The sequence below is a fragment of the Alcanivorax sp. IL3 genome, assembly GCF_047495465.1.
Taxonomy (GTDB): Bacteria; Pseudomonadota; Gammaproteobacteria; order Pseudomonadales; family Alcanivoracaceae; genus Alcanivorax; species Alcanivorax jadensis.
This window is the reverse complement of the sequence record NZ_CP179931.1, coordinates 1,247,756-1,272,921: the sequence shown is the minus strand read 5'-3', so window position 1 is coordinate 1,272,921 and position 25,166 is coordinate 1,247,756. Positions and strand designations below refer to the sequence as shown.

Here is a 25,166-nt window from a genome sequence, read left to right as displayed (position 1 = left end):
AATTGCCTGTTATGTCGCAATATCTGATTCCCACCTATGCACGGCAGCCTCTGGCGTTTGTGCGCGGTGAAGGGGTATGGCTCTTTGATGAAGCCGGCCACAAATACATGGATGCCATCTCCGGGATCGGGGTCTGCAACCTGGGCCACTGCCATCCGGCGGTGACCCGCACCCTGGCCGATCAGGCCGGGCAGCTCATGCATACCTCCAACCTCTACCGGATCCCGACCCAGGAAGCGCTGGCCGAGCGACTGTGCGAACTGAGCGGCATGCAGAGTGCGTTCTTCTCCAATTCCGGCGCCGAAGCCAATGAAGCGGCCATCAAGATTGCCCGCTTGTTCGGTCAGCGAAAGGGCGTCAGCCGCCCCACCGTGGTGGTAATGGAAGGCAGTTTCCATGGCCGCACCATGGCCACCCTGTCCGCCACCGCCAATGCCAAGGTGCAGGAGGGCTTTGGCCCACTGCTGGACGGCTTTGTGCGAGTGCCCTTTAACGACCTGGACGCAGTACGCGCCCTGGCCGACAACCCGGATGTGGTCGCCGTACTGGTGGAACCGGTACAGGGCGAAGGCGGTATCAATATTCCCACCAGCGATTACCTGCCTGGCCTGCGGACCCTGTGTGATGAACAGGACTGGCTGCTGATGCTGGACGAGATCCAGTCCGGTAATGGCCGCACCGGCGATTACTTCGCCTGCCTGGGCGACAAGGTCACCCCGGACGTGCTGACCACCGCCAAGGGCCTGGGCAACGGCTTCCCCATCGGTGCCTGCCTGGTGGCCGGCAAGGCCGACGGCGTGTTCGGCCCCGGCAACCACGGTAGCACCTACGGCGGCAACCCGCTGGGCTGCGCCACCGCCCTGACCGTGGTCAACACGCTCACCGATGACGTGGTGGATGGCGTGGCCGACAAGGGTGCCTGGCTCAAAGAGGCCTTCACCCGGTCTTTTGCCGATCTGCCTATGATTACCGAAATCCGTCAGCGCGGCCTGATGATGGGAATCCAATTGGATCGCCCTTGCGCCGAGCTGGTCAGCCGGGCCCGGGAAGCCGGATTGCTGATCAATGTCACCGCGGCGTCCGTGGTACGTCTGTTGCCGCCCCTGGTGATCAGCCAGACAGAAATGCAGCACCTGGTAGATACCCTCTCCCAGGTCATTCATGACTTCGCCAATGAACAGGAGGTCGCATGACCCGCCACTTCCTGACGCTCACCGATCTGAGCCGGGACGAGCTGGGCTATCTGATCCAGCGCGCCATTGAACTGAAAACCATGCTGCGCAATGGCCAAAGCCATACGCCACTGCAAGGCAAGACCCTGGGCATGATCTTCGAGAAATCCTCCACCCGTACACGGGTGTCCTTTGAAGTGGCGATGACTCACTTCGGCGGCTCCAGCATCTTCCTGTCGCCCCGGGATACCCAGCTCGGTCGTGGTGAGCCCATCGAGGACTCCGCCCGCGTGCTGTCACGCATGGTGGACGCGGTCATGATCCGCACCTTCGATCATGCCACCGTGGAAACCTTTGCCGAGCATTCGGCAGTGCCGGTGATCAATGCGCTCACCGACGATTTCCACCCCTGCCAGTTGCTGGCCGACATGCAGACCTTTGTGGAGCATCGCGGCAGCATCCAGGGCAAGAAAGTGGTCTGGGTCGGCGACGGCAACAACATGTGTGCCAGCTATATCAATGCCGCCAACCAGTTCGACTTCGAGCTGGTGATCAGCAGCCCCACCAGCTTTGAACCAGACGGAGAACTGCTCAACCGTTACCCGGAACGGGTTCGTCTGGAAGTAGATGTGAACGAAGCCGTGAAAGGGGCGCATCTGGTGGTCACCGACGTGTGGGCATCCATGGGCCAGGAAGACGAACAGCAGACCCGTCTCAATGCGTTTGAAGGCTATCAGGTCACCCCGGAACTGATGGACCTGGCCGATCCGGACGCCCTCTTCATGCACTGCCTGCCCGCCCACCGCGGCGAGGAAGTCAGCCATGAGATGATGGACGACCCGCGCTCAGTGGTGTGGGATGAAGCGGAAAACCGCCTGCATGCCCAGAAGGCCCTGCTGGAGTTCCTGCTGACAGGTCAGCACTGATACTCACCCGTAAACCGTTGGAGCCTTGCTCCCAAGGCGAATGCTTTCAGGCTTTAGTCCAGCGAGCCAGACTCCAACATCCCCAGAAGGCGCCAACGCTATGAACCCGCCGCTGCTTACCCTCGACAACCTGGCCTGCGGCTACCATCAGCAGGCCGTGGTGAAGGATCTGAGCCTGGAACTGGCCGCCGGTGAAATCGCCTGCTTGCTAGGCCCCAGCGGCTGCGGCAAAACCACCACATTGCGCGCCATTGCCGGGCTGGAACCGGTCACTGGCGGCAGCATTCATATCCAGGGTCGTCAGGTCTCCAGCCGCAGCCGCCAGCTGCCACCGGAAAAACGCGGACTGGGTATGGTGTTCCAGGAACACGCCCTTTTCCCTCATCTGACTGTGGCCGACAACGTGGCCTTCGGGCTGCGCAAACAACCCCGCGAGCAACAGCGCCAGCGGGTCAGCGAATGCCTGGACCGGGTGCGCCTGTCTGGCATGGAAGACCGTTACCCCCATGAATTGTCCGGCGGCCAACAACAGCGGGTCGCACTGGCCCGGGCACTGGCACCCCGCCCCGCCTTGCTGTTGCTGGATGAACCCTTTGCCAGCCTGGACCTGGATCTTCGCCGGGCACTGGCTCGCGAGCTGGGCGACATTCTCCGCCAGGAAAACGTCACCGCCCTTCTGGTCACCCACGATCAGGAAGAAGCCTTTGCCCTGGCAGACCGGGTAGGCGTGATGCGCCAGGGCCAACTGGAACAATGGGACACGCCGTATAACATTTACCACGCACCGGCCAACCGCTTCGTGGCGGAATTCGCCGGCTACGGTTCTTTTCTCCGTGGTGAGGTAGTGGATGACAACACAGTCAGAACCAGCCTGGGCGAACTCACCGGACGCAGCAATACGACCCTGACACCCGGAGGCAACGTCGATGTCCTGTTACGGCCGGAAGATGTGATCGCCGACGAAAGCGCACACCTGGCTCTGCCCGTCACCCGCCGCCAGTTCACCGGCGCCACCATTCTCTACCACCTGCGCGTCGGCGCCGCAGAAACCCTGCTCTGCCAGACCGACAGCCACACCAATGTGGTGGAAGGCGACGCGCTGCATGTGCGACTGGCGACCAAGCACCTGGTAGCGTTTGAAGCTAATTGAGAATGGATAATTGATAACTGCGCGAAATGGCGTAGTTCAATCATTAAACGCAAGAGGCCGCGTTCCAAGTTTGGGCGCGGCCTCTTGCGTTTCAGAACCAGCAGGCTTTCCCCGCGAGTTATCAATTATCCATTCTCAATTATCAATTCCTCACGCCACCCTGCTCTGATTCCGCCCCCCGGACTTCGCCCTGTACAGTCCCTGATCCGCCCGGTTGAGTAGTTCGTCCACGGTTTCGTCTTCCTGGCAGGCGGCCACGCCGACGGAGAGGCTCACGGCGTTGGGGCCGCCTTCCTGGCCGAAGCTTTCCTCGCGCCAGCGCTCACGCAGGCGCTCGGCGACCCGCAAGGCACCCTGTTCATTGCTCTGCGGCAGGATCAGCAGGAATTCCTCGCCACCGAGACGGCCGAAATAATCCCCGTCACGCATCCCCGCCAGCGCCAGCGCAGAAAAGCGACGCAATACCCGATCCCCCCAATCATGACCATGACGGTCATTGATCTGCTTGAAGTGATCCAGATCCACATAGCAGATTGCAAAGGACAGACCCTTACGGGCGAACAGGGCCCGCTGGCGCTCCAGAACTTCCAACAGGTGGCGACGATTGAACAGGCCGGTCAGGTCATCACGGATCGCCATTTCGCGGACCTGCTCCACCGCACGGGCCAGCTGATGATTCTTGTCGGCCAGGGCATCACGCAGACGGTTAATGCCACCACCGGTGATCGCAAAGCTTACCGAAATCATGGAGAACACCAGCCACTGCAAAGCCTCCACGGAAAAGCTCAGCTCCACCCAGCGATCATTCATGGCCAGCCACAACATCATCGCGTAGGCGACACTGGCCAGCATCGCCACGCCGATCATCACCTTGCCGGAAAGCCGGAACGACGCCAGCAACAAACCGGCAAAGAACAGGGTCACCACACTGAGACGAAACTCATCCACGTAGTAGCCGGAGACCATGAATACCACCATGAAATGCAGCACCATGGGCAGCGACAGGCTGGGCTCACGGAAACGCAGGGTCCACCCCGTGGCAAGCAGTAACTGGTAGGAAAACAACGATACCCAGACCACAAACAGCATCAGTAGCCCCTGCTCCAGTTCCACCGCAAAATAACCGAACTGGAAATACACCACACACAGCAGGGTATGCATGGCCATGATCGCCATGGCCGAACGACTGTGTCTTTTTAGCAGCCGCTTTTCGCTGAGGGTCAGCTTTTCCGCCTGCCGCAGATCCTGATTCATGCGCCCTGCTCCACCACCAGTTTGTCGCGACCGGATTCCTTTGCCTGATAGAGAGCCCGGTCCGCACGCATAACCACCTGCTCCGGCGTTTCCTCGCGATGGTACATGGCCAAGCCCGCCGACACCGTGACAATGAGCCCCGGCGCTTCCTTGAAGCGCTGGCTGCGCATGCCCAGCAAGATCCCCTCGGCCAGATTACTGGCCTCTTCCGGGTCACTGACCGGCAGCACCAGCATGAATTCTTCCCCGCCCAGGCGAGCAGCAAAATCCTGGCCACTCAAATGACGGCGTGACACTTCGGCAAACCGCTCCAGCACCAGATCCCCCACCCGATGGCCATACTGGTCGTTGATGCGCTTGAAGTGATCCAGGTCCAGGTACACCACGCCCAGCTTGTAGGCGCCCCGGGCTGCCTGTCCACAGGCTTTGCCCAGCAGCTCCATGGCGTGACGGCGGCGATAAAAACCGGTCATCTCGTCCTTCACCGCCATGTCGTGGATGCGCTCGACAATGTCGGCCAGTTGCAGGTTACGCCGGCTCAACTGGGACCGGATGGAGGAAATTTCCGATGCCAGCAAAATCACCGCCAATACCATGGCCGAAAACAGACCCCACTGAATCCATTCACCGCGCAGGTCCACCACCTCCGGCCAGTACCCGGAGACCACACCGAGTATCACCGCATAACCGAATACGCAGTAGCCTGCCAGCCAGGCAAATTGCCGGAATGAGGCCTGCAGTACGCCCATCTGGACAATGGCAAAGAAAATCATCATCACGCACAGGCGCACCTGGTCCACCACCAGGGCAGTCAACAGGATTCCCGTAGTGGACCAGACCATTAACGGCATGATCATGGACGGTTCGGAAAGGCGACGGTTGAGTCCCAGAAGCATAAATAGGATAAAGCCCAGATGCCCCACCCAGATGACACCGAACAAGGCATAGAACAGGGGGGAGCCGCCGCGGAAGAAATCCAGCTGCAAGGGAAATCCAGCACAACAGGGTGTGAGCACTGCCGCCTGCCAGTATGGCGAACAGTACCCGGCGCAGTCGCTGGAACTGCAAGGCTGCAAGGGTTAAGCGTTAACGATTGATCCATGCCGGATTCCCGATCCGGTGCGACCATCCCCACTATCAGTCGCACCCGTTGGTAGCAATTTAGTATTATTGTTTGATGAACTCTAACCCTAAATGTCTACCGCGTCACAGTTTTCATCCCTGAAACCGGACCGTCCATCGCCATGCCAATGAAAAAAGTGGCACAAAAGTCCCTGATTTTTCCGGCACTTACCTCAGGACCTTATTCACCAGCCGGGCTCTGGCAGACCCGTGCCACCGCCTCACGCCATCCCTGGTAGCGACGTTGGCGCTCCCCTTCTTCCAGTAGCGGCGTAAACTCCCGCTCGCAGCGCCACTGCTCAGCCACGGCATCCAGAGAGTCGTACAGACCCACGCCCAGACCCGCCAGATAGGCCGCCCCCAGCGCCGTGGTCTCGGTGACCATGGGCCGGTCCACGCAAACACCCAGCACATCCGCCAGGGTCTGGCTGAGCCAGTTATTGACCACCATTCCACCATCCACCCGCAAGGTAGTGGGCCGGGTACCGCAGTCCGCTGCCATGGCATCCAGCAAGTCCCGGGACTGATAACACACCGCTTCCAGCCCCGCCGTTACCACCTCGGCAATACCGGTATCGCGGGTCAATCCCAACAAGGCGCCACGAGCGTGGGGGTCCCACCAGGGAGCACCGAGGCCGGTAAAGGCCGGCACCAGATAGACGCCACCGGCGGAACCGGCACGGCGTGCCAGCGCTTCGGTTTCGCTGGCATCACGGATCAGATTAAGGCCGTCGCGCAGCCATTGGATGGCTGCACCGGCCACGAAGATGGAGCCCTCCAGGGCATAGGTGGTTTTGCCGTTGAGCCGGTAACCCACGGTCGTGAGCAGGCGATTATGAGATTCCACTGCCTCACCGGTATTCATCACCATGAAGCAGCCGGTGCCATAGGTGCTTTTTACCATGCCCGGCTGAAAACAGGCCTGCCCTACCAGCGCCGCCTGCTGGTCCCCGGCAATGCCGGCCACTGGCACTGCTGCGCCCAACAGCTCGGGGCAGGTGGACCCGAATTCCCCGGCGCTGTCACGCACCTCCGGCAACACCGCTGCGGGAATATCAAAGAGCTCCAGCAGTGCCGTATCCCAGACCTGCTCATGGATATTGAACAACAGGGTACGTGAAGCATTGGTGGCGTCGGTGGCATGCACCTTGCCACGGGTCAGCTGCCAGAGCAGCCAGCAGTCGATGGTGCCGAACGCCAGTTCCCCCGACTCGGCGCGCGGACGGGCGCCGGGCACATTATCCAGCAGCCAGGCCAGTTTGGTGGCGGAAAAATACGGATCCAGCAACAGGCCGGTCTTGTTCCGCACCATGTCTTCATGGCCAGCATCCCGCAGACTCTGACATGCAGAGGCGGTGCGCCGGTCCTGCCAGACAATGGCCTTGGCAAGTGGATCCCCGGTCCTGCGGTCCCACAGCACGGTGGTTTCCCGCTGGTTGGTAATACCGATGGCAGCCAGCTGCCGGGCCTCTACCCGGGCGTTACGCAGAGCCTGCTGACACAGGGCCAGGGTATCGTTCCAGATCTCCATAGCATCGTGTTCCACCCAGCCATCATGGGGAAAATGCTGGCGGAACTCTTTCTGCGCCTGCCCACAGGCCCGGCCACTGCTGTCGAACACAATGGCGCGGGAACTAGTGGTGCCCTGGTCAATGGAAAGGATATATGACATGGCTCAGCTAACCCTGTTATCAGTATTGGTGGCTGGATAGACAGACGCCTCTTGGGTGCGTCGAGAACCGTATTTTACATGAAGCCCTGATGACAGATTGAACGATAACGGACAACCGGATAGACCTTATCGGCTATTTAGGAGCACTTGAACGGAGGGTGGATTAGCCGAAGGCGTAATCCACCCTACGATGCTGGTTGTCGACATCTGTTGCGCTTTGAAAGCCCTGATCGCCCTTCGGTCGATTTCCGCGCAAGCGCGGTTCGCCATGCAAGCAGTTTATTCGCTTCGCTCACCCTTCGGGCCGCACGGAACTACGTGCGTTACTCCGCTACGCTCCGTTCCTACAGCGGCTTCGTAGAAATGAAGAGACACCGGGAACTTTCCACCCTTTCCCTATCCTACGAGCGTAGCTCGTAGCTCGTAGCTCGTAGCTCGTAGCTCGTAGCTCGTAGCTCGTAGCTCGTAGCTCGTAGCTCGTAGCTCGTAGCTCGTAGCTCGTAGCTCGTAGCTCGTAGCTCGTAGCTCGTAGCTCGTAGCTCGTAGCTCGTAGCTCGTAGCTCGTAGCTCGTAGCTCAGTTCACACGCCCCAGCACATGCTGGCCTTGCTGGCTACGCGGCAGGATGATGGTAAACCGGGCACCGCCCATGGGGCTCTCGTCCACACGGATGTCACCACCATGCCAATCCACAATCCGTTTGACGATGGACAAGCCGAGGCCATAACCCCCGCTGGCGCGGTGGCGGCTCTTGTCCAGCCGGGCGAAGGGCTTGAACACTCGCTCCCGCTCATGCTCGGGAATGCCCGGGCCGTTATCATCAACATGAATAATGACCTGGTCTTCGTCGCCATCAACCACCATGACGATCTGTGAACCGGCGTAACGCAGGGCATTGGTGACCAGGTTCTGCAATACCCGGTGCAGGTAGCGCTCTTCCGCTTCCACTTCCAGGGTGGGCTGATCACAGTCCACGGTGATCACGGTGTCGCCGCGAATGGTTTCCAGCTCTTCGCGTAACTGTTCGCACAGCTCGCCCAGAAGCACCGGTTTGAATTCGATATTGGGGGTGCCCTGTTCCAGGCGGGCATAGGTAAGGATTTCGTCGATCAACTGATCCAGCTGCTCAATGTCATGATCCAGGGCATTGAGTTTTTCCCGGCGTAATTCCGCCGACTCAATATCCGCCAGCATCTCCAAACCAAAACGCAACCGCGCCACCGGGGTACGCAGTTCATGGCTCACCGCCCGGGTCATTTCCCGCTGGGATTCAATGAGGCGACGTATATGCGCTGTCATCCCATTAAAGGTGGCCGCCACCTGGCCAATGGCATCGTTACCTTCAATATTGGCATAGGCCCCCAAGTCACCGCTGCCCAGCTGACTCACCGCCTGGTCAAGCTGCTTGAGGCGGCGTTGCAGGGGGCTCACCTGCAGGTAGGTTGCCAATGCCACCGCCAACAGGCTGAGAATACCGGCCACCAGCAGCAGCTCGATAGGAAACTGGTCGAACAGACTAAGAGGCCCAATCACCAGCAATTTGCCAGTGTCTGCCACCGGCGCATAAATGCGGATGCTGGAGTCGCTGCGGGTGCTGTCATCCAGGCCGATCACCACTTCGCGGCGGTTAAGGCGCTGTTCCTGCTCCGGATCCAGGGGTACATGGTCCCGGGACACCAGACTGAGGGGGTAACCGAAGTGCTGCTGGAGCCGCCCCAGGGCCAGCTCCCATTCGTCTTCGGGGAAGAGGGAAAGGTGGTTGAGCACCAGCACTGCAGTGGCCCGGGCCTGCTGCTCTGACACCTTGGTCATACGGGTGGTGATGTACTCCGGCTCACCAGGCAGCTGAAAAAGGATATCGGCATACCCTTTTTGCTCATTGAGGCGCATGACGACCAGGCCGTCTTCCAGGTGCAGGGTTTCCCGGTAGCCCAACTCCAGCTCTGCGGCAGACTGCAGCTGGATATCCGCATTGAACAGCTTGCTGAGCACCTGGCTCCAGCGGTCACGCTCACCGGGTTCATAGCGCTGGTACCCTTCCGCCATCAGGTAGAAGGTACCCCGCGCCATTTCTTCCCGGTAGATATCCGAGCGGTAGCTGTTAACCAGCTGTACGGCGGCATAGGTGATGGCGCCGATAAAACACAGCGCCAGCAGCAAGCCACCGTAGAGCCTCAGGAAAATACTATTCAAGCGTCACCCAGCATCACGCCACGGCACAGAAACGCTCAGGCCGCGCCGATTTCCTTGACGAACAGATAGCCCTTGGATCGTACCGTCTTGATACGCTTGGGGTTTTCCGGGTCATCCCCTACCTTCGGGCGGATACGGGAAATACGCACATCGATGGAGCGATCCTGACCGTCATACTGAATGCCACGCAGCTTCTCGAAGATGGTTTCCCGGGACAGCACCGTGCCCGCGTTGGAGGCCAGCAGCCAGAGCAGATCGTACTCGGCACTGGTCAGGTCCACCGATTCCCCGGCCAGGGTCACTTCCCGGGCGGAGTTATCGATCACCAGGGCGCCAAATTCCAGCCGCGCCGGTGAGCTGTCACGTTCGTTGTCGGTTTCCACCCGGCGCAGCAGGGCACGAATGCGCGCCAGCAGTACCCGGGGTTTTACCGGTTTGGCCACATAATCATCGGCCCCCATCTCCAGGCCGAGTACCTGATCCATATCATCGGTACGGGCGGTGAGCATGAGAATGGGATTTTTGTAGGCGCTGCGAACCTCGCGGCAGACGGTCAAGCCGTCGGCTCCGGGCAACATCAAATCCAGTACCACCAGATCCGGTTGCTCGGCACGAATGCGACGAATGGCTTCTTCGCCATCGCTGACCACCGTCACATTGAGACCATTGGTTTGCAGATATTCACAGGTAAGATCGGCAAGTCGTTCGTCGTCTTCCACGATCATGATTGCTGGCGGGTTATCCTGCACCGTTGTCATCCCGTCCTTATCCTTTTTCACTTCGTATCATTATTGTCGTCGTACACAGTGCACAAGGCGGCAAACTGTAACAAACGTATCCCTATCAGGTGTTTATACGCATAGACACTGTCCACGGCAACCTTGCTGATACCAAAGGTACACTGAAGCCGCTTCACGGCAGAGTTTTTACAGTTGACAAACACAATATCTAGTACTGGCATGCCCCGGAAAAGCGCGCCCCAAATGCACCCACATTGGTCCACAACTTATCCACAAAATTTCCCCAGGCGAAGTGCTTGCAAATCCGGGAGCGCAACTATAACTTGTACTGAAGTCAGGCGGCGACCCCAACATATTGGGTTTTTGTAAAATTGCCGCCACCCCGGGATAACACTATCCAGCGTACCGAAAAATATAGCCACATCAGCCATTTAGAGCTTTTCGGGCTACCAGGGGCAAGATCATCGTCATGGACAAGACACAAGATATAGTGGTCCACATCCAAATTCGACCACCAGGCACCATCCAACACAGATTTCACTGCGCCATGGCCTGACGGCTGTGGCGTTTTGCGTGGTGTGCCATACGCGGCATCAGACCACGCCGGCACCACCACACAAACCCGACAACAGACAGAACAGCACAAACAACGGAGAGCGCACCATGCAGACGGATATGAGCCAAAACCCCAACCACACGGGCTCCCCGGCAGGCGACGACAGCGGCCAGGACCAGTCCATTGCCAGCACCGCCCCGGGCCAGCTTCGCGTTATCAAACGCAATGGCAAAGTGGTCGGCTACGATGACGACAAGATCACCGTGGCCATCAGCAAGGCGTTTCTGGCGGTAGAGGGTGGCACCGCTGCCGCCTCTTCACGTATCCATGAAACCGTGGCGCGCCTCACCGAGCAGGTCAGCGCCACCTTCAAGCGTCGCATGCCCTCCGGCGGCACCATCCACATTGAGGAAATTCAGGACCAGGTAGAATTGGCCCTGATGCGTAACGGCGAGCAGAAAGTCGCCCGTGACTACGTGCTGTATCGTGAACGCCAGGCCGCCAAGCGCGCCGAACAAAGCCACGACCTGCCCGAGCCCACTCACCAGGTAGACATGTCCGTCACCATGGAAGACGGCAGCAAGGCACCGCTGGACATGGCACGCCTGGAGCACCTGATTCGCGCTGCCTGCTCCGGCCTGGAAGACGTGAACGCCGACAAGATCATCACCGAAACGGTGAAGAACCTGTACGACGGTGTGTCTATCCATGACGTGAACACCTCTATGGTGATCACCGCCCGCACCATGATCGAAGTGGAGCCCAACTACTCCCAGGTCACTGCGCGCCTGCTGATGGACAAGATCCGCGCCGAAGCCCTGCAGTTCCTGAACGTGGCCGAGCGTGCCAGCCATGACGAGATGAATGCGCTCTACGGCGAGGCCCTGAAAGCCTACATCGGCAAAGGCATCGAGCTGGAACTGCTGTCACCGAAACTGGCCGAGTTTGACCTGGACAAGCTGGGCGCCGCTCTGGATGGCAACCGCGACCTGCTAGTTCTCATACCTGGGCCTGCAGACCCTGTACGACCGCTACTTCATCCACCACAACGACACCCGCATCGAGCTGCCCCAGTGCTTCTTCATGCGTGTGGCCATGGGCCTGGCGGTAGAAGAAGACAACCGCGAAGCCCGTGCCATCGAGTTCTACAACCTGCTGTCCAGCTTCGACTACATGAGCTCCACGCCGACCCTGTTCAACGCCGGCACCCTGCGCCCGCAGCTGTCCAGTTGCTACCTGACCACCGTGCCCGACGACCTGCACGGCATTTATGGCGCCATTCAGGACAACGCCATGTTGTCCAAATTTGCCGGCGGCCTGGGGAACGACTGGACCCCGGTGCGTGCACTGGGCGCCTACATCAAGGGCACCAATGGTCGCTCCCAGGGTGTGGTGCCGTTCCTGAAAGTGGTCAACGATACCGCCGTTGCTGTTAACCAGGGTGGCAAGCGTAAAGGCGCCGTTTGTGCCTACCTGGAAACCTGGCACATGGATATCGAAGAATTCCTGGAGCTGCGCAAGAACACCGGTGACGACCGCCGTCGCACCCACGACATGAACAGCGCCAACTGGATTCCCGATCTGTTCATGAAGCGCGTGATCAACGAAGAAGAGTGGACCCTGTTCAGCCCCAACGACGCCCCGGACCTGCACGATCTGTACGGCGAAGCGTTCGAGAAGGCGTACCTGGAATACGAAGCGAAAACCCGCAGCGGCGAAATGAAGCTGTTCAAGCGCGTCCCCGCCATCAACCTGTGGCGCAAGATGCTCTCCATGCTGTTTGAAACAGGCCACCCCTGGTTCACCTTCAAGGATCCGTGCAACCTGCGCAGCCCGCAGCAGCACGTAGGCGTGGTGCACTCCTCCAACCTGTGCACCGAGATCACCCTGAACACCAACCAGGAAGAAATCGCCGTGTGTAACCTGGGTTCCGTGAACCTGGCCCAGCACGTGGACGAAAACGGCCTGGATATCGAGAAGCTGCAAGGCACCATCAACACCGCCGTGCGCATGCTCGATAACGTGATCGACATCAACTACTACAGCGTGCCCCAGGCAGAACGTTCCAACATGAAGCACCGCCCGGTCGGGCTGGGCATCATGGGCTTCCAGGACGCGCTGTATAAGCAGGGCATCAGCTACGCCTCCGAAGGCGCGGTGAAATTCGCCGACAATTCCATGGAAGCAGTGAGCTACTACGCCATCCAGGCCTCCGCCAAACTGGCCGAAGAGCGTGGCGCCTACCAGACCTTCGAAGGGTCCCTGTGGAGCCAGGGCATACTGCCCATCGACTCCATCGACATTCTGGTCAAGCAACGTGGCGAGGAATACTGCAAGGTGGATCGCAGCCAGTCCCTGGACTGGAACAACGTGCGGGAAATGGCAAAGAAAGGCATGCGTAACTCCAACGTCATGGCCATCGCCCCCACCGCCACCATCGCCAACATCACCGGGGTTTCACAGTCCATCGAGCCCACATACCAGAACCTGTATGTGAAATCGAACCTGTCCGGCGAGTTCACCGTGGTCAATCCTTACCTGGTGAAGGCACTGAAAGATCGCGGCCTGTGGGACAACGTGATGGTTAACGACCTGAAATACTACGATGGTTCCGCACAGCCCATCGAACGGATTCCAGCCGATCTGAAAGAGCAGTTCCGCACCGCCTTTGAAGTGGAACCGCGCTGGCTGGTGGAAGCGGCAAGCCGTCGCCAGAAGTGGATCGATCAGGCTCAGTCGCTGAACCTGTACATTGCCGAAGCCAACGGCAAGAAGCTGGACGTGACTTACAAGATGGCCTGGTTACTGGGTTTGAAAACCACCTATTACCTGCGTGCCATCGGGGCAACCCAAACGGAAAAATCCACCATCAATGACGGCAAGCTCAACCGGGTCTCCGCAGCCCCACAAGCCCCTGCCGAATTCAACCAGGCCGCTGACGTACCGCAGGCCTGCTCCATTGATGACCCGGATTGCGAGGCTTGTCAGTAAGGTGCCAGCTGCCGGACGCTCGACGCTTGCCATTCTTCGAGCGCCAGGCGTCCAGCTGCCGACCCCAAGCCACTTAAAACAATGCACCATCGATGACGCCACGGCGTCATCCCTGAAAGAATATGGAGAGAGCACATGCTGAACTGGGACGAATTTAATGCGCAAGAGACGCCTGTCGCCAAACCGCAGCCAAGCCCCGCAACGCCGCCGCAACCTGAGACGGTATCTGACCAAGCGGCACCTGAAGCTAAAGCACCGGGAGCGGGAAGTGCGCCGATTACAGGCGGAGCCGACGAACAGCGACAAGGACGAACAGAACGAGACACCACCGACGCCGTAGCCCGCGCCCGCGCCACCGTGTCGCAAATGGATGCCAGTGAAGGCGTCGCCGAGCTCGAAGGCACCGCCGGCCGTGTGGAAGTCGACGACAAGCGCATGATCAACTGCCGTGCCGACCTGAACCAGCTGGTACCGTTCAAGTACGACTGGGCCTGGCAGAAATACCTGGATGGCTGCGCCAACCACTGGATGCCCCAGGAAGTGAACATGAACGCCGACCTGGCGCTGTGGAAGAAAACCGATGGCCTGACCGACGACGAGCGTCGTATCGTCAAGCGCAACCTGGGTTTCTTCTCCACCGCCGATTCCCTGGTCGCCAACAATCTGGTGCTGGCCATCTACCGCCTGATCACCAACCCGGAGTGCCGCCAGTACATCCTGCGTCAGTCCTTTGAAGAAGCCATTCACACCCACGCCTACCAGTACTGCATCGAATCACTGGGCATGGATGAAGGCGAAATCTTCAACATGTATCAAGAGATTCCCTCCGTCGCCAAGAAAGCGCAATGGGGCATCCAATACACCCGCGACCTGTCCGATCCGGAATTCAAGACCGGCACCGTGGAAACCGACAAGGCCCTGCTGGAAAACCTGATCGCGTTCTACTGCGTACTGGAGGGCATCTTCTTCTACTGCGGCTTCACTCAGATCCTGTCCATGGGTCGCCGCAACAAGATGACCGGCGTGGCCGAGCAGTTCCAGTACATCCTGCGTGACGAATCCATGCATGTGAACTTCGGTGTCGACGTGATCAACCAGATCAAACTGGAAAACCCGCACCTGTGGGATTCCCAGATGCGCGACAAGGCCACCCAGATGATCCTGGAAGGTACCGAGCTGGAAATTCAATACGCCCGTGACACCATGCCCCGCGGCGTGCTCGGCATGAATGCCGCCATGATGGAAGAGTACCTGCAGTTCATCGCCAACCGCCGTCTGGTCCAGCTGGGCCTGCCGGAGCAGTTCAAAGGCGTGAACAACCCCTTCCCGTGGATGAGCGAAATCATGGACCTTCGCAAAGAGAAGAACTTCTTCGAAACCCGGGTGACCGAATACCAGGTGGGCGGCGCCCTGTCCTGGGAATAGGGAATAACAGCTGTGAGTTGCCATTAGAGAGGGCACGTTTGCCATTAGAGGATCGCGTGCCCTCTTTATGGATCAACGACTTACAAAATTCCTGCCATTTCCAACCCCTCACCTGAAAGCCCGTGAATATCGGGCTTTCATTTCAGTCCTTCCAAGAACCTGCTTAGCCCCTGCCCTCCCTTCGCATCAAACTCATAGCCACTCGTCATTGTGCAAACTCGCCGAATTCGCACTGAAGCATGTATGCACACCCTTGCGCATTCATTAAGATCAAAACAGGCAAGGAATAAATCACTCCATGGAAAGCAATTATGATCCCATTTAAAGAAGCTTCTGATATTGGTGATCAAGAAGGTCTTGAAGACTACTTGGCGAACTGGCCAGAACATCTAAAAAACATACCTGAATGCGTAATTGAGCAATGGATCTATAGACACAATGACACTTTTATAGATTTATGGTCAGGGTATGAACCAGAAAACTGGGGCTTTGAACTGGTTCAATTCGACAACGATGAAGTTTTCGAGATCATGCATCTAGAAGGAGAACTAGAGCAGTACGACTATGTAGGCGAAGAGTTTATCAAGCAACCCTATAAACGAGGGTATCTAGCTGACTACATGCTCGAAAACGGGACATTCCCACAACCAATAATTGTTGCTATTGACGCAGGCGACCTTGAACACCCGAGGAGTCATCCTGGTGAGTATATGGAAGAGCCATACCAGCTTATCGAAGGCCACCGCCGACTCGGCCTACTTAGAACGATGATTAATAACGGATTAGAAACCACAAATTTTCATGAAGTATGGCTCATGCACTTCAATTTCCCCCCTGAAGATTAAGATATAAAATGAAGTCACGATCAAAACTAATGCTAGAAAAATCAATCTCCGCAATGCTTTCAGCAGTCGAGATCTACAACAAACCTGACTTCAAGTACAGGGAAGAAACCTTCTCTGTTCTCTGCATAAATGCTTGGGAGCTTCTACTTAAAGCCAAGGTTCTAAATCTTTCAGGGAACAAAGTCGCATCATTGATAGCAATGGAATACAAAACCCTAAAGAGCGGTGAAAAATCAAAAAACAAACACAGAAAGCTAAATAGATCAGGAAATCCACTATCCATAAGCCTATTCGAAGCGCTCAGAGTGATAACAAATGAGTACGGCGTCAAAATCAGTCCTGCCGTAAACGACAACCTCGTTGCATTAACGGAGATTAGGGATAACGCCATCCACTTCATTAATGACGATCTGGTTTTAGCGATTAAAATACAAGAACTCGGAACTGCTTCATTACAGAACTACTTTCACTTAGCCACCGATTGGTTTGGAAATGTATTGGGACGCTACAACTTCTATCTCATGCCTCTATCGTTTTTTAGGGACTTCGACACAGCAAAAGGGATTTCGTTAAACGCCAGCGAAAAGAGACTTCTTGAGTACATCAAAAACAAAGAAAAGGAGTACGACGACAAGGAGCAAAACCAGGACTACAATCTCACGCTAAAAATTGATGTTAAATTTCAAAAAGTCAGAAGTGATGACAGCCTTCCAGTCAAAATAACTAACGACCCTGGAGCACCAGCAGTTCACTTAACCGAGGAGGACATCACCGACAAATACCCCTGGGACTATCAGATCCTTACGACAAGACTAGGGAAAAGATATAGCGATTTTAAAGTAAACAGCAGATACCATAAAATAAGAAAATCATTAGAGAGTGATAAAAAAATGGCGCACACCAGATTCCTAAACCCCAATAACCCCAAAGGAGGAAAAAAGATACTATACAATACAAACATCCAAAAAGAGTTTGACAAGCACTACACAAAGAAATAGCCAAATACACAACACAACCCAGCATTAAAATCGAAACCGGCATGGAGGCCAAAAATGGATGAAACACAATTTGTCTGGGATCATTTCAAGTTTAACGCCGAACAGCGATTAAAAGGGTTTAATTTTTTTGTTCTGCTATCAATCTTTGCCGACGGCGGCGTATTTACTGCACTCCAAAAATCACTAAACCCATGGCTGCTATGCCTGCTTGGCTCATTCATTGTCATTATGGCGATAATTTTTTATCTCGTAGACCAGAGAAGCCAAAACCTCCTGCACTTAACAATTCCCGCAATAAAAGAGATCGAAAGCGGCTTCTCAGAAAAAAGTCAGCTATTCAGGCTAGATTCAGAAAAACAAGGAAAATTAGTAAGGTACACCTTCGCGTTTAGAACCCTGCAAATATGCCAATGCCTTTTCGGGATAGGAGTAATAATTTATGGATTATTATCTATATAACAGACATAAAAAATCTGTAAATTTTAACCATATCTATTTCCCGGCACGTCCTCCAAAGCATGGCGGACTAACATTTACAGATCGTCATATTGGGTATAGGATTCTGCTTATTTAAAAATCCAGCCTCACTGCTTGCCCCAACACCCGACAAACAAGGAAAACCACAGATGAGAATGGCGCCAAACAAGAGAAAGGGGGCTAAACAAAGCCCCGAGCTGGCCCGTTATCATGCACACAAAGTTGACGCAAGAAAACTTGCAGAATCCGTCTCTGGCGATGACACAAGAATCAGTTACGCCCGATCATTCTGTTCGAAAATTATTGAAAGCTATTGGCTGCAACTCTGTAAAACCAATAATACTAAAATAAAACTCAAGCACTCACCTGAAGCTTCTGAGAAAATACCATCTGGAGCAGCTCTACTAGCAAATGAAATCGGAGCTTTAATAGCAGACTTCCCTGTAGAAGACGCGGGCTACCTCATTGGATCAGTTTATACGGTGATGCTCCCAAGCATATTCAGAGCTAGTCTCGGTGCATACTACACCCCACCCCCCTTAGTATCTCGATTGCTTGATATGGCAGAGGCTGCTGGCTTTGATTTCAGCAAAGGAACAGCGATCGACCCAGCCTGCGGCGGCGGAGCATTCCTGGCTCCAATTGCGACAAGAATGGCTAGGAGCATGGACAAAGCATCGCCAAGAGAAGTGCTGGATAGCATTTCGTCAAGGCTGCGAGGCATTGAATTAGATCCATTTGCAGCATGGATGAGCAAAGCCATCTTAGAGGCATCGATAATGCCCCTGTGCGTTAATGCCAAGAAACGGCTACCTTCGTTAATAACTGTAAACGATGCTCTTCGCGAAACTGGCTTTGGAGAATTTGACCTAGTTATCGGAAACCCCCCGTACGGGAAAGTAAAACTAAGCAAAGACATGCGCGAAACGTACAGCCGATCCCTCTATGGCCATGCCAACTTATATGGGTTATTTACTGACCTATCCCTTAGGCTTTCCAAGCCAGGCTCCGTTATCGCATATTTGACTCCAACATCATTTCTTGGCGGACAATATTTCAAATCTCTCCGAGAAGTTCTTTCCTCCGAGTGCTCCGTTAGCGCCATTGATTTTGTATCTGACAGGCATGGTGTTTTTGATGGGGTTCTACAGGAAACATTGCTGACAACTTATAAAAAGAAAAAATCAAGCGCGAAAACAAAGATCTCATTATTAGTGCCAAAGGGATTAAACTCAGCAACATCCGAACCCATAGGAAGTATCAAATCCCCCAAAACCGATGATCCGTGGGTTTTACCGAGAACAGCCAAGGATGTAGGTTTTGTATCGAATCTATCTCTTATGCCCACACGGCTTCGAGATATTGGTTATTCAGTATCAACAGGTCAGCTTGTGTGGAATCGGCACAAAGAGCAGCTACGGAAAAAGCCAGCCAAAGACACCCTGCCTCTAGTGTGGGCAGAATCCGTTACATCTGACGGCTTTAACCCTCAACCCAAACGACGAGGGCACGCCCCCTTTATTGCCGTAGACAAGAAGCAGGCACACCTAATAACAGAAACTTCATGCGTATTACTGCAGCGCACAACAGCAAAAGAGCAACGAAGAAGAATTATTGCCGCCCTTATTCCGCAAGACTATCTTGATCAAAGCGGGGGTGCAGTTATCGAAAATCACCTTAATATAGTTCACAAAAACGCAGACCTCTCGAGCGAGATCAAACCCGAAACGATATGCACACTATTAAACTCACCTACTGTCGATAGAGCATTTCGAGCCATAAGCGGAAGCGTTGCAGTATCCGCTTATGAGCTGAACGCCATGCCCTTACCAACCAAAGAACAGATAACTGAACTGCAAAAATTAATCAATGACGGCTCCAGCCAGGACAAGCTGGACTATAAGATTTCCTGCTTTTATGGAGAATAATGCAGTGCCACTACCAGAAGTCCCCTCTTTAGATATTATAACTGAACGCCTACCGGCCATCTTCCCAGACGGAACAAGCCACCGAAATTATCTAATTCGCGAAATGGCAGCCAAGACTATTTTTGTATTCTTTTATGCTGGAGCGATTGAAGGTACTGATCGATGGGTTAGACCAAGCCAAATCACCGACATGACCGATGAGCAAGCAAACCGGACTGATGAGCAAAGTAGAGAGTCATGGGTCGCGATGATGCTTTCAAATAAGAAAATGAAGCCTGCAAAACCATGGTACGCCGCAAACAGTCGAGAACCCGTCAGGGATGAAACCATCAGGACAGGCCTAATCCCCGTTCAAGCAGTTGTAGTCAGGCAAGGGATCCCAACCACATCATCAAAACCAACTTATGCGCTACAAAAGGCATTCTCTGAGCTCTTTTCACCTAGGCTTACTGGGAAAGCATTAAATAATGCCATTCAGGACTGGCAGGCTAATCATTTGTCAAAAGCCGCTATGACCCGCCTCCAATTGATGAAAAACTACAATTCAGGCAATACTCAATTCGTCACGATAAACCTACCCGATGGTAGCATCAGGACGCTGGAGCCCGGGCCTTCAAGCAAGATTTCAAAAGCTGTTATCGAGCATTTCGCCCCACGCTTTCTAAAGAACCCTCAGGTTCTTTGGCTGTCTGAATCAGGAAACAAGGTTGGCATCAAGGATGATGCTCTCGCCCAGTCCCTTGGACTTAACATCGACCCATCACGCGCTCTTCCAGACCTAATCTTGGTCGACTTGGGAGTCAAAGCAAACGGCGAGGACATGCTTTTTTTATTCGTTGAAGTTGTAGCCTCTGACGGCCCAATCAACCAAATGAGAAAGGAAGCGCTAACAGATGTCGCCACACAAGCAGGTTTTGACCCTTCCCAACTAGCCTTCATGACGGCCTTTCTCGATCGAAGTGCCCCCCCGTTCAAGAAGCTAATTGCAGATTTAGCTTGGGACTCATATGCATGGCTATCCACCGAACCAGACAACATCATCAATCTGATATCGCCAACCGCAACTACCAAACTGTCAGATTTACCCATCGCATAGGCAAAGAGTGCAGCCAGCCTGGCTGCACTCCCTCCCTTGCCTAATCAACCATAAAGAGAGCTTCCAATATCCGTACGAAACCGAGAATCGATCATCTCAATTTCAGCCCTCAAGACCTCTATTTCTTTACACCTTTGCCGCCAGCGCTGAACCCACTGCAGCTGTTCCGGAAGAGACAGGCATGGCAGCTCAAACTCCTTCAGAACCCCCTGATTGATCACCTTGCTACTCGCCCCAGATGCCCTCTCTCGAAAAAAACCCTGGGCCAAATCAGAGTTCAGCACCAGCACCAGAAACCCTGGATCCAGCCACTCAGCATGCGACCTGATCAGTATAAAATGCTGATGGGCGATAGCTGGCGGGCCTTCAGGTAGCCCCTCTACCAGATAGGCCGGGTGCTCCTTGCCTATCGCCTGGAACAGCACATCCCCATCCTGCAGGTGGCGCAGCTTTCGCTTTGGCGGCAAAGACGTACGCACCACACCCTCCCAATCAATGGACAGCCGCTCATTCCCATTGGCAGGGCGCACTATTCGGACATTTCCATCAGGATCCGGCTTCACTGAACCCTGCACGGCAAATCCCAGCGAGATCTCAGCAAGATCGCCCAGTTTTTGGTTCATATCGCACAACTCATATTTTATATACCAGAAAATATATATTTTTATCTGCCATTTATCCACACGATATTGAACTTTAGAAGAAGTTTGTCTTGACAACCAAAATCGCAAGTGATAGGGTGGGAAAACTGAGGCAACTATCCCTCGGCATATTAGAGAACTTAAAGACGATGAAGATACGAATACGAATACGCGTTAACTAAAACGCCGTCGTACATCGGCGGCGCTCACTCTGGCATGTAAATGACTTGGAGCCCCGTCGATGACTTTATCGTCAGCGAAGCGCACCCGTGCGCCCAAAAGAAACACCAGCCACCAAAGCGTCTTCTCCATCGAAGACATCCATACGGCGATTGAAGCCGCCAGGCACTCCCCGCAGTTTCGCATTCCCCATGGCCGCCAAGGTGGCCCAGCCAAAGTCCTCCACTCCTCTCAAAAAGCCAGGAAGATGCTAGGGGACGAGAAGGACTACCTAAACATCCTGGAAGGTCGACTCGAAGCCGACTACTGCCTGACACTGGAGTTTGACCCCGAAGTCGAAGTATATGTCTGCCAGCCCTGCAAACTGCTAGGGGGCTTAGAGCATGGGTTCACCTCATTTACCCCCGATCACATCGTTTTTCCACACAGCGCTCCTGCCTACGTGGTGGACTGCAAACCCAAACAAGTCGCAGAAGCCAGAGTTCACCGCGACCGCCATGCAGTTCTGCGGCAGGCACTAGCAGCGCAAGGGGTCGAATTCCGTGTCGTCACCGATGAGGTTATTCGCATTCAGCCACGACTGGACGCCTACCGCTTTCTCTACGGATACCTCTCCGCCCCAGAGCATGACCTAACCAAATCAAAATACACCCTAGAGCGTGAACTCAAGTTCCTAGGCGGCACAGCACAAATGAAGGAACTAAGACACCTAGGGCAGGACACTGTCCGTCACGGCATGGCCTGCGGCCTCGTTGCAGGTTCAATCGTGGCCTCATTTTCAACCACTTATGGCCCCAATTTCGAAATTGCCCTCGCTTGATTTAAGGAGAATTGCAATGGAAAGCACCAAAGCCAAGATTACCGATATCAGAGTTGGCTCTCGAGTGAACATTGATGGTATCGACTGGGAGTGCACCTACCTGAATGTGGGCGGCGTGGATGCTGTGCGCCTTCGTCAGGTCAATGGCAATCAAACGAGGAGCATTCCACTTTCGCACTTGGCTGAACTACGAGAAGAAGGCCGAGCAACCCTGACTCGCCATGTGGTACCGCATAAGCAAACACTGATGGATGCCCATGATCTTTCACCATCTGAAAGGCGAGATTTCGAACGGTGCTGCGCAGGTGTAAAAATCTCAATCGCACATAGTGGCTGTAGCAAGCAGATGGCCTACAAGGAATTCCTTAAATTCTGCAAGCGCCAGAACAAAAAATTCTTACGTAAGCACAAGCTGGATCCGAAGCCACCCCAAAAGCTTGCCACGGTTGAAAAGTGGCGACGTCAATTCATTCAATGCGGCGATTTCAGCTGCTTTATCCGGAGAGATAGCCGGAAAAACTATCGAGCAAGACAATACCCTAAGCACATCGAAAATCTAGTCACCAAAGTGATTTTAAATAGCTACAGCTGCGATCGCAGGCCACGCATGACAAAAGCCTATCGAACTCTTCTAGCCGAAGCTCAAGCAGAATTCAATGTTGGAGTCGTCGAGGCAAAAGCCTTGATCCCGTCATACCGAACATTCGTACGAAGGATTGAGGAGGCAGATCATTATGCAGTCATGACCAAACGCATCGGCAAACATCAACTTAGAAAGCTAGCCGGATATGGAAAGCATATTGGCTCACCAGATTTTATTGGTGGTCGAGTCGAGATGGACTGTACCCAGGCAGATGTAATGGTAAAGGACGACAGGCTCAAACTCTGCTACCGCCCTTGGCTGATGATCATGATCGACATCCGCACCCGCTGCATCATTGGCTGGGATTTATCCTCTACGGCCCCTAGCGCGGCAAAGTTTACGAGAGTCTTCAGACAAGCCATTGGCGCTGACGGTTACCCATATCGCTGCGTCCCTTCAATGCTTGTGGTCGACAATGGCGCCGAGTTTGTTAACAAAAGCGTCAAGACAGAGATCCAGACATTTGGCACTCGAGTCGAATATGCAGCCCCACGATCGCCAACGATCAAAGCGTTCTGTGAGCGCCATTTTGGAACATTCAATGAGTATTTCTTCCATTTACTGGCAGGCACCACAAAATCCAACCCCAAGGATCGAGGCGACTATGATTCCGCGAAAAAAGCGATTTACACAATCGAAACACTAAATAAACGTTGGGAGCAGGCCCTTAAGGTCTACCACAATGAATATCATAGTGGCCTTGAAGATATTCCTGATCGGTTCTGGCAGGAAGAAGTGAGCACACCAGAATTCGAGCCCCGTACGCTTCCATACGAAGAAGCACAAAAATTTGGAACCAAATCAAAAATGGTTCGAATTAACGGTAGCCGAGTTCGCCTGGACAACCTTTTCTGGACATCTCCAAGCCTTCCTGAACTCGACATGATGATGCGAAGAAGAGCTTCCGTTAGAGCAGACTCTAACGGACACTCACCTAAAGTTCTTCTCCGCTACAACGAGCATGATCTTACTCATGTTTTCGTCTCAGACCCTAAGGATCCTCATTCGTTCATTATCTGTGACCCCTTATATCCGGCTTACCAAAATGGATTGACAATGGATGTCCATTCCAAGGTGCAGGACTGCAAAAGAGCGAAACGCCGATCCCTCGTAGATCATGCAGATTTGGTAGGTCTTAGATACCAGCTAGAAACGGATATTGAGGGTGATGCTCGAGCGGGAAGATACACCAACCGCAAGAAGTCTCAGATGCGTGATTCCGCTGAGCGCTCATCAAAAGCCAATTTTCAATCTGATACTGACTACACCGACTTTATTGATCACTCGAACTCTGAAGACAATCCTGCTCTCGACGTCTTCGACGATCCACTTGATTCATATGAAAACTACTGAGGGAACTTATCCATGAGAAAGATCAACTTTACCGCCGTTAACACCCTGTCTGGACGTCGCATCAAACATCGCGATTACAGAAAATGCCTATCACTCCTCGAAGAGCTTTATGAAGAAGCTGATGTTCTTGCAGAAACTCCTCAGCGAACTCCTCCTGAGGGCTCAACGTATGTGGTTACTGCCGAAACGGGCGTTGGAAAGACCACCCTTCTTACGGATTTTGTTGCCGACCATCCCGCTCATGCAATTGAAACGGAAATGGGCACGCAGTGGAGAGTTCCTGTCGCCTTAATCAGAGTTCCCCCTGCATGCACCCTAAAGGGGTACATCTTCGAGATCTGCCACATCCTTAAGGTAGCAACCACTCGGGAGAACACCACAAGCCTCCTGACGCGTAAAGCAATTGACGGCCTGAAGAACGCTGAAACTCGGATGCTAGTCACCGATGAGACCAACATCATTCTTGAAAGCGCGAGTCAGAAGGAGATTATCCACATCAGGAACTTTATCAAACAGATTATCGATGAAGCCCAAATCCCTGTTGTCTTCTTCGGTCTACCTGCTGACTGCAATGAGTTCTTTAACAATGACTCCCAAACTGCATCTCGCATTGTGAAGAACATCTCTCTGCAGGAATTTCACCCACCTAATTCCACTGATTCGCCAATGCACAAAACCGCTGAAAGGTACCTTCAATATCTCAAGGACGACTGCGGGATCAGCCTTGCGGATGATGTCAAAAGGATTGAGTTCTCACAGCGGCTCTATCTTGCCTCAAAGGGCATGATGCGGGAAATCCATCAGATCATCATTGAAAGCGCCAAGTACGGCATGAGGAAAGGTAAAACCACCCTTGCACTAAGCGATTTTCACGCTATCTGTCGCACCCTGAAACTTGACAGTAACGAGCAGCCATTTACCGCTGACCGAAAAGCCCTGGTAGCCCTAATGGCTAAAACCCTAGCCAAGAAGAAGGCCGCCTGAC

The 25,166-nt window shown here is 54.4% G+C and carries 18 protein-coding genes and 1 pseudogene; 13 read left to right on the top strand and 6 right to left on the bottom strand.

All coding sequences use genetic code 11. From position 1 onward, the window contains the following. Nucleotides 1–11 precede the first annotated feature (11 nt). The 3 genes from ACMG4M_RS06005 (at nt 12) to ACMG4M_RS05995 (ending at nt 3,248) form a co-directional block, all read left to right on the top strand. Complete coding sequence (locus ACMG4M_RS06005; protein ID WP_272962417.1) at nt 12–1,193, top strand: aspartate aminotransferase family protein; 1,182 nt, start codon at nt 12–14, stop codon at nt 1,191–1,193. After that, nucleotides 1,190–2,098 (top strand): ornithine carbamoyltransferase, encoded by a 909-nt coding sequence (gene argF / locus ACMG4M_RS06000; protein ID WP_035248929.1) that lies wholly within the window; start codon nt 1,190–1,192, stop codon nt 2,096–2,098. The genes ACMG4M_RS06005 and argF overlap by 4 nt, the downstream gene beginning before the upstream one ends. Before the next feature lie 100 nt (nt 2,099–2,198). Further along, on the top strand, nt 2,199–3,248 hold the full coding sequence (locus ACMG4M_RS05995) for an ABC transporter ATP-binding protein (RefSeq protein WP_035248931.1): 1,050 nt from the start codon (nt 2,199–2,201) through the stop codon (nt 3,246–3,248). A gap of 150 nt (nt 3,249–3,398) precedes the next feature. On the opposite strand, the gene ACMG4M_RS05990 is transcribed toward ACMG4M_RS05995, so the two are convergent. The 5 genes from ACMG4M_RS05990 to ACMG4M_RS05970 all read right to left on the bottom strand — a co-directional run bounded on the left by ACMG4M_RS05990 (nt 3,399) and on the right by ACMG4M_RS05970 (nt 10,246). After that, the gene (locus ACMG4M_RS05990; protein ID WP_272962416.1) at nt 3,399–4,502 is read right to left on the bottom strand and encodes a GGDEF domain-containing protein; all 1,104 of its coding nucleotides are present in this window, start codon (nt 4,500–4,502) and stop codon (nt 3,399–3,401) included. Further along, on the bottom strand, nt 4,499–5,488 hold the full coding sequence (locus ACMG4M_RS05985; RefSeq protein WP_414430934.1) for a GGDEF domain-containing protein: 990 nt from the start codon (nt 5,486–5,488) through the stop codon (nt 4,499–4,501). Before ACMG4M_RS05985 ends, ACMG4M_RS05990 begins: the two co-directional genes overlap by 4 nt. 317 nt (nt 5,489–5,805) lie before the next feature. Further along, entirely contained in the window at nt 5,806–7,296 is a 1,491-nt protein-coding gene (glpK, locus tag ACMG4M_RS05980) for a glycerol kinase GlpK (protein WP_035248935.1), read from the bottom strand. A gap of 575 nt (nt 7,297–7,871) precedes the next feature. After that, nucleotides 7,872–9,488 (bottom strand): ATP-binding protein, encoded by a 1,617-nt coding sequence (locus tag ACMG4M_RS05975; RefSeq protein WP_414430933.1) that lies wholly within the window; start codon nt 9,486–9,488, stop codon nt 7,872–7,874. Between the two features lie 35 nt (nt 9,489–9,523). Further along, nucleotides 9,524–10,246 carry a response regulator gene (locus tag ACMG4M_RS05970; protein WP_035249018.1) on the bottom strand — a complete coding sequence of 241 codons (723 nt, stop codon included), beginning with the start codon at nt 10,244–10,246 and terminating at the stop codon, nt 9,524–9,526. A 645-nt stretch (nt 10,247–10,891) separates the two neighbouring features. Between ACMG4M_RS05970 and ACMG4M_RS05965 the strand changes: the two are divergent. From ACMG4M_RS05965 to ACMG4M_RS05935, 7 genes and pseudogenes are all read left to right on the top strand, one after another. After that, nucleotides 10,892–13,775 (top strand): annotated as a pseudogene (locus tag ACMG4M_RS05965) (ribonucleoside-diphosphate reductase subunit alpha). A 135-nt stretch (nt 13,776–13,910) separates the two neighbouring features. Further along, nucleotides 13,911–15,200, top strand: coding sequence for a ribonucleotide-diphosphate reductase subunit beta (locus tag ACMG4M_RS05960; RefSeq protein ID WP_035248944.1), 1,290 nt, complete (start codon nt 13,911–13,913; stop codon nt 15,198–15,200). A gap of 311 nt (nt 15,201–15,511) precedes the next feature. Beyond that, nucleotides 15,512–16,045, top strand: coding sequence for a hypothetical protein (locus ACMG4M_RS05955; RefSeq protein ID WP_414430932.1), 534 nt, complete (start codon nt 15,512–15,514; stop codon nt 16,043–16,045). 8 nt (nt 16,046–16,053) lie between these two features. After that, on the top strand, nt 16,054–17,043 hold the full coding sequence (locus tag ACMG4M_RS05950) for a DUF3644 domain-containing protein (RefSeq protein ID WP_414430931.1): 990 nt from the start codon (nt 16,054–16,056) through the stop codon (nt 17,041–17,043). A 54-nt stretch (nt 17,044–17,097) separates the two neighbouring features. After that, the gene (locus tag ACMG4M_RS05945) at nt 17,098–17,502 is read left to right on the top strand and encodes a hypothetical protein (RefSeq protein WP_414430930.1); all 405 of its coding nucleotides are present in this window, start codon (nt 17,098–17,100) and stop codon (nt 17,500–17,502) included. 167 nt (nt 17,503–17,669) lie between these two features. Beyond that, the gene (locus ACMG4M_RS05940) at nt 17,670–19,448 is read left to right on the top strand and encodes an HsdM family class I SAM-dependent methyltransferase (protein ID WP_414430929.1); all 1,779 of its coding nucleotides are present in this window, start codon (nt 17,670–17,672) and stop codon (nt 19,446–19,448) included. Further along, entirely contained in the window at nt 19,438–20,544 is a 1,107-nt protein-coding gene (locus ACMG4M_RS05935; RefSeq protein ID WP_414430928.1) for a BsuBI/PstI family type II restriction endonuclease, read from the top strand. Before ACMG4M_RS05940 ends, ACMG4M_RS05935 begins: the two co-directional genes overlap by 11 nt. A 44-nt stretch (nt 20,545–20,588) precedes the next feature. Here the strand turns inward: ACMG4M_RS05935 and ACMG4M_RS05930 are convergent, their stop codons facing one another. Then, nucleotides 20,589–21,167 carry a hypothetical protein gene (locus tag ACMG4M_RS05930; RefSeq protein ID WP_414430927.1) on the bottom strand — a complete coding sequence of 193 codons (579 nt, stop codon included), beginning with the start codon at nt 21,165–21,167 and terminating at the stop codon, nt 20,589–20,591. Between the two features lie 259 nt (nt 21,168–21,426). On the opposite strand from ACMG4M_RS05930, the gene ACMG4M_RS05925 reads away from it, so the two are divergent. Genes ACMG4M_RS05925 through ACMG4M_RS05915 form a run of 3 tightly spaced genes read left to right on the top strand, consistent with a single transcriptional unit; the run spans nt 21,427 to nt 25,165 of the window. After that, nucleotides 21,427–22,185 (top strand): hypothetical protein, encoded by a 759-nt coding sequence (locus tag ACMG4M_RS05925; protein WP_414430926.1) that lies wholly within the window; start codon nt 21,427–21,429, stop codon nt 22,183–22,185. A 16-nt stretch (nt 22,186–22,201) separates the two neighbouring features. Then, nucleotides 22,202–24,181: an integrase catalytic domain-containing protein gene (locus ACMG4M_RS05920; RefSeq protein ID WP_414430925.1), complete on the top strand. Its 1,980-nt coding sequence runs from the start codon at nt 22,202–22,204 to the stop codon at nt 24,179–24,181. A 12-nt stretch (nt 24,182–24,193) separates the two neighbouring features. Next, nucleotides 24,194–25,165, top strand: coding sequence for a TniB family NTP-binding protein (locus tag ACMG4M_RS05915; protein WP_414430924.1), 972 nt, complete (start codon nt 24,194–24,196; stop codon nt 25,163–25,165). The last annotated feature ends 1 nt before the right edge of the window (nt 25,166 follow it).

What these genes read in the sequence shown, in the direction of transcription:
- ACMG4M_RS05970 (WP_035249018.1), bottom strand. Translation starts at nt 10,246, where the DNA reads ATGACAACGGTGCAGGATAACCCGCCAGCAATCATGATCGTGGAAGAC.
- ACMG4M_RS05950 (WP_414430931.1), top strand. Translation starts at nt 16,054, where the DNA reads ATGAAGTCACGATCAAAACTAATGCTAGAAAAATCAATCTCCGCAATG.
- glpK (WP_035248935.1), bottom strand. Translation starts at nt 7,296, where the DNA reads ATGTCATATATCCTTTCCATTGACCAGGGCACCACTAGTTCCCGCGCC.
- ACMG4M_RS05960 (WP_035248944.1), top strand. Translation starts at nt 13,911, where the DNA reads ATGCTGAACTGGGACGAATTTAATGCGCAAGAGACGCCTGTCGCCAAA.
- ACMG4M_RS05955 (WP_414430932.1), top strand. Translation starts at nt 15,512, where the DNA reads ATGATCCCATTTAAAGAAGCTTCTGATATTGGTGATCAAGAAGGTCTT.
- ACMG4M_RS05915 (WP_414430924.1), top strand. Translation starts at nt 24,194, where the DNA reads ATGAGAAAGATCAACTTTACCGCCGTTAACACCCTGTCTGGACGTCGC.
- ACMG4M_RS05930 (WP_414430927.1), bottom strand. Translation starts at nt 21,167, where the DNA reads ATGAACCAAAAACTGGGCGATCTTGCTGAGATCTCGCTGGGATTTGCC.
- ACMG4M_RS05990 (WP_272962416.1), bottom strand. Translation starts at nt 4,502, where the DNA reads ATGAATCAGGATCTGCGGCAGGCGGAAAAGCTGACCCTCAGCGAAAAG.
- argF (WP_035248929.1), top strand. Translation starts at nt 1,190, where the DNA reads ATGACCCGCCACTTCCTGACGCTCACCGATCTGAGCCGGGACGAGCTG.
- ACMG4M_RS05925 (WP_414430926.1), top strand. Translation starts at nt 21,427, where the DNA reads ATGACTTTATCGTCAGCGAAGCGCACCCGTGCGCCCAAAAGAAACACC.
- ACMG4M_RS05945 (WP_414430930.1), top strand. Translation starts at nt 17,098, where the DNA reads ATGGATGAAACACAATTTGTCTGGGATCATTTCAAGTTTAACGCCGAA.
- ACMG4M_RS05940 (WP_414430929.1), top strand. Translation starts at nt 17,670, where the DNA reads ATGAGAATGGCGCCAAACAAGAGAAAGGGGGCTAAACAAAGCCCCGAG.
- ACMG4M_RS06005 (WP_272962417.1), top strand. Translation starts at nt 12, where the DNA reads ATGTCGCAATATCTGATTCCCACCTATGCACGGCAGCCTCTGGCGTTT.
- ACMG4M_RS05995 (WP_035248931.1), top strand. Translation starts at nt 2,199, where the DNA reads ATGAACCCGCCGCTGCTTACCCTCGACAACCTGGCCTGCGGCTACCAT.
- ACMG4M_RS05920 (WP_414430925.1), top strand. Translation starts at nt 22,202, where the DNA reads ATGGAAAGCACCAAAGCCAAGATTACCGATATCAGAGTTGGCTCTCGA.
- ACMG4M_RS05935 (WP_414430928.1), top strand. Translation starts at nt 19,438, where the DNA reads ATGGAGAATAATGCAGTGCCACTACCAGAAGTCCCCTCTTTAGATATT.